Genomic DNA, 3,599 nt, shown 5'->3' on the forward strand with positions numbered 1-3,599 from the left:
GGCGCCGGCGTCCGGGTCCAGCGCGGTGAGGCGCCCCGCCAGCTCTTTCATGGCCCCATGGTGAGGCATGGGGGCGGGTTTCGGGGAGTTCTTTGCCTGCGGGCCCGGTGGGGGCTGGTCGCGCAGTTCCCCGCGCCCCTATGGGGGCTGCGCCCCCATACTCCGCGTCCCTGGGGGCGCGGTAGGGGCCTTTTTGGGGGGCGCAGCCCCACCCAAAGGGGCGCGGGGAACTGCGCGACCAGCCCCCACCGGGCCCGCAGCGAACAACCGGGCCCCTCCCCCCTACTCCGCCAGCAGCCTCCGTAGCCACGCCACCTGGGCCGTCTGGCAGGCCTGGGAGAGGGTTGCCTGGGGGGCGAAGCCGTCGAAGCCGTGGAAGCCGCCCGGCCAGACGTGGAGTTCGGCGGAGCCGCCTGCCTGCCACAGGCGGGTGGCGTAGGACACCACCTCGTCGCGGAATGTCTCGGCGGAGCCTACGTCGAGGAAGGCCGGGGGCAGGCCGGACAGGTCCTGCGCGCGGGCCGGGGCGGCGTACGGGGAGACGTCCGGCCCGCCGCGCTCCGCGCCCAGCAGCGCCGTCCAGCCCGTTTCGTTGGCCGTGCGGTCCCACACGCCGAGGCCCGCCATCTGGTGCGAGGAAACGGTCTCGTTGCGGTCGTCGAGCATCGGGCACATCAGCAGCTGCCCGAGAGGTCGCGGACCCTTGCGGTCCCTGAGGAGCAGCGCCAGCGCGGCCGACAGGCCACCGCCCGCGCTGGCCCCCGCGATCACGATCCGCTCGGCGTCGGCACCGATCTCCGCAGCGTGATCTGCGGTCCACAGCAACCCGGCGTAGACGTCGTCGATCGGTGCCGGGTGCGGATGCTCCGGCGCCAGGCGGTACTCCACCGACACCACCACCGCGTCCAGCTCCTTGGCCCACCGCAGCGCGGCGTCCACGCCGACGCGGTTGTTGCCGATGACCATGCCGCCGCCGTGGACGTGGTAGATCACGGGCAGCGGACCCTCCGTCGCCGGAGCGGTCGGGCGACAGATCAGCAGCGAGATGTCGGGCGCGTTCTCGGGGCCCGGCACGACCCGGTCCTCGACCTCGAAGGCCCCGCCGACCGTCAGGTCCAGGTCCGCCAGCATCGCGAGACCGGGCCCGTTGCGGGTGGCCTCGATCTCGTCCATGGTCAGCTGGGGCGGCACCGCGTCCTTGAGTATCTCCAGGACGGCGGCGAGTTCGGGGTCGAACGGGGGCGGCGTAAGCGTCATTGCTTCTGCTCCTCATGCTGCGTGCTGCGTGCTGCGGCTCGTACGAGGATGATCCGCGCGTCCGCCGCATTCCGGAGCGCCGCCGTCCGGCGGGACTTGCCCGCCATTCGGCGGGTAGCCCGGGCGGCCCAGCCTCGGCCGGAACCCTACACACGCTGATGACCTGGGATTTTGCCAGGTAATGGGCCGTTGTTCACCGCTTCGGGGTGGAAGTGATCTCTGGCGATGACAACGCTGCCATTGCACATCTTTTCTTTGGAGTACCTGTGAACGTCTCTTTCGCCGTCTGGGCGCTGACCGTCGTCGCCCTCTGCGTCCTCGTCGCCGTCGACTTCTTCATCGGCCGCAAGCCCCACGACGTGTCCCTGAAGGAGGCCGGCACCTGGACCGTGGTGTGGGTGGTCCTCGCCTGTCTGTTCGGGCTCGGGCTGCTGATCTACGGCGGGACCAAGCCCACCGGCGAGTTCTTCGCCGGGTACATCACCGAGAAGTCGCTGAGCGTCGACAACCTCTTCGTCTTCGTCCTGATCATGGGCAAGTTCGCGGTGCCCTCGCAGTACCAGCAGCGGGTGCTGATGGTCGGCGTGCTCGTCGCCCTCGTACTGCGGGCCGGGTTCATCGCGGCCGGCGCGGCGATCATCTCCACGTTCTCGTGGGTGTTCTACATCTTCGGCGCCTTCCTCATCTGGACCGCCTGGAAGCTCGTCCAGGACGCCAAGAAGGGGTCGCACGAAGAGGAGTACCAGGAGAACAAGCTGCTCAAGATGGCGGAGGAAAGGTTCGGCGTCGCCGACCGGTACCACGGCACCAAGCTGTTCATCGTCGAGAACGGCAAGCGGATCATGACGCCGATGATGGTGGTCATGCTCGCGATCGGGTCCACGGACGTCCTGTTCGCCCTCGACTCCATCCCCGCCATCTACGGGCTGACCCAGGACCCGTACATCGTCTTCACCGCCAACGCCTTCGCCCTGATGGGTCTGCGCCAGCTGTACTTCCTCATCGGCGGTCTGCTGAAGAAGCTGGTGCACCTGAGCTACGGCCTGTCGATCATTCTCGGCTTCATCGGCGTCAAGCTGGTGCTGCACGCGTTGCACGAGTCCGGGGTCCACGTCCCGGAGATCTCCATCCCCTTCTCGCTCGGCTTCATCGTCCTCGTCCTGGCCGTCACGACCGTGACGAGTCTGCGGGCCTCGAAGAAGCAGGAGGAGGCCGAGGCCGAGGCCAACGCCCGGGCTTGACTTCGTGTGCGCTCCAAGAACTAGCGTCGCTCGGGGAACACCGCTGGATGCAGGCGAACGGAGACGGACATGCGGCTCGGCGTGCACATCAACAGGTTCAACCACTCCTCGGGTGCCGCCGCGCTCGGCCCCGAACTGGCGGCGGCCGGTGCCGCGGCCGAGGCGGCGGGCGTCCACCGGCTCACGGTCATGGACCACTACTTCCAGATGGAGTTCAACGGCGGCGCCGAGGACCCCATGCTGGAGGCCTACACGACCCTCGGCTTCCTCGCCGCCCACACCTCCACGGTCCGTCTCGGCGCGCTGGTGACCGGGGTGACGTACCGGCATCCCGGACTGCTCGCCAAGATCGCCACCACGCTCGACGTCCTGTCCGGCGGCCGGGCCACCCTCGGCATCGGGGCCGCCTGGTACGACCGTGAGCACGAGGGGCTCGGGGTGCCGTACCCGGCGACGGCCGAGCGGTTCGAGCGGCTGGAGGAGACCCTGCGGATCTGCCTCCAGATGTGGGACCAGGACGCCAACGGCCCCTTCGAGGGCACCCACTACCGGCTCGCCGAGACCCTCTGCGTCCCGGCGCCCGTCAGCTCACCGCACCCGGAGATCATGATCGGTGGCGGCGGGGAGCGGAAGACCCTGCGCCTGGTCGCCCAGTACGCGGACGCCTGCAACCTGTTCGCCACCAGCCCGGAGGAGGTCGGGCACAAGCTCGACGTCCTGCGCGGCCACTGCGACAGCGTCGGGCGCCCGTACGACGACATCACCAGGACGCTTCTCTACATGGGCGACGCGCTGGCCGAGAACGACGTCGACGCCTTCGTCCGGGACATCGAGGCCTACGCGAAGTTCGGCATCGAGACGGTGATGCTGGGCCCGGTCACGGGCGAACCGGCCGCGTGGATCGAGCAGTTCGTGGCCCCGGCGGCGCGCCGCGCGGCCGAACTGGGCTGAGGGCGGGGTTCCAGGGGGCCTGGGGGACAGGAAAGAGGGCTCGGAGCAGGCAGGAAAGAGGGCCCGGAGGAGACAGGAGGAAGGGCCGGAGCCCCGCGCGGGGCTCCGGCCCTTCCTCCTGTGCACGTCGTCAGGCGTACGTCGATCAGG

3 protein-coding genes are annotated in these 3,599 nt (G+C 69.6%); 2 read left to right on the forward strand and 1 reads right to left on the reverse strand.

All coding sequences use genetic code 11. The annotated features are described in order from the left end of the window. Positions 1-282: 282 nt before the first annotated feature. Positions 283-1,257: an alpha/beta hydrolase gene (locus ACWCRB_RS49450; protein WP_451002320.1), complete on the reverse strand. Its 975-nt coding sequence runs from the start codon at positions 1,255-1,257 to the stop codon at positions 283-285. Positions 1,258-1,523: 266 nt separating this feature from the next. Here ACWCRB_RS49450 and ACWCRB_RS49455 point away from each other — a divergent pair, with 266 nt between their 5' ends. Both ACWCRB_RS49455 and ACWCRB_RS49460 read left to right on the forward strand, forming a co-directional pair. Beyond that, positions 1,524-2,498, forward strand: coding sequence for a TerC family protein (locus tag ACWCRB_RS49455; protein ID WP_451002321.1), 975 nt, complete (start codon positions 1,524-1,526; stop codon positions 2,496-2,498). Between the two features lie 69 nt (positions 2,499-2,567). Then, entirely contained in the window at positions 2,568-3,449 is an 882-nt protein-coding gene (locus ACWCRB_RS49460) for an LLM class F420-dependent oxidoreductase (protein ID WP_451002322.1), read from the forward strand. Positions 3,450-3,599 lie beyond the last annotated feature (150 nt).

The organism is Streptomyces sp. NPDC002156 (assembly GCF_053593675.1).

Bases quoted from the DNA above. Each gene is read 5' to 3' on its own strand.
- ACWCRB_RS49450 (WP_451002320.1), bottom strand. From the start codon at position 1,257: ATGACGCTTACGCCGCCCCCGTTCGACCCCGAACTCGCCGCCGTCCTG.
- ACWCRB_RS49460 (WP_451002322.1), top strand. From the start codon at position 2,568: ATGCGGCTCGGCGTGCACATCAACAGGTTCAACCACTCCTCGGGTGCC.